This is a genomic window from Mesorhizobium sp. M7A.F.Ca.CA.001.10.2.1 (assembly GCF_003998575.1).
Taxonomy (GTDB): domain Bacteria; phylum Pseudomonadota; class Alphaproteobacteria; order Rhizobiales; family Rhizobiaceae; genus Mesorhizobium.
This window is the reverse complement of the sequence record NZ_RZQY01001154.1, coordinates 1-893: the sequence shown is the minus strand read 5'-3', so window position 1 is coordinate 893 and position 893 is coordinate 1. Positions and strand designations below refer to the sequence as shown.

Here is an 893-nt window from a genome sequence, read left to right as displayed (position 1 = left end):
GGTCAAAGGGCCGCCGCGATAAGCGCGTCGCCGATATGCTTCGTCTCGTCCATATGGAGGCCTTTGCCGGGCGCAAGCCGCAGCAATTGTCGGGCGGCCAGCGCCAGCGCGTCGCGCTCGCCCGCGCCCTGGCGCCGGAACCGGAAGTGCTGCTGCTCGACGAACCGCTCTCCGCACTCGATCTGAAGCTGCGCCAGGCCATGCGCGACGAGCTGCGCATCCTGCAGCGCAAGACCGGCATCACCTTCGTCTTCGTCACCCACGACCAGGAAGAAGCGCTCGACATGTCGGATCGCATCTGCGTTCTCGGCGATGGCGAGATCCAGCAGCTTGGCACACCCGCGGCGATCTACGAGGAGCCGTCGAACCGCTTCGTCGCCGATTTCATCGGCGAGACCAACTTCCTCGATGCTGACGTGATTGCCGTGGACGGCGAGCAGGCAACCGTGAAAACGCAACTCGGCATGACCTTGACGGCCTCTCACAAGAATGCGGTCGCCGGCCAGAAGGCCTTCATCTCGATACGTCCGGAAAAAATCAGCCTGCCCGCGCAGGACAACCCGATCGCTGTCGACGGCACGATCATGAGCACCAATTATCTTGGCGGCTACACATACTATCTCGTTGAAGCGGGCGGAACCAAGCTGCGCATCTCCAAGCGCAACAGCCTCAGCCGCGGCCAGATGTTCGAAATCGGGCAATCGGTAAAAGTTGGCTTTGCCGCCGAATCCGTGCGGATCCTCGGCGCATGAAGGCACGCACAAAAAGTCCCGACTGGAATGTCCTCGGCCTGCTGCCGGCCCATCTCATCATGCTGCTGACGCTGATCATCCCGATCGGCATCATCATCGTGGTGTCGTTCTCGACGCGCGGACCTTACGGCGGGTTCGAAT

1 protein-coding gene is annotated in these 893 nt (G+C 62.0%); it reads left to right on the top strand.

Annotated features, from left to right (window positions below):
- A partial coding sequence (locus tag EN964_RS39180) for an ABC transporter ATP-binding protein (protein ID WP_164776508.1) occupies nucleotides 1-752 on the top strand: 752 nt, incomplete at its 5' end.
- Between the last annotated feature and the right edge of the window lie 141 nt (nucleotides 753-893).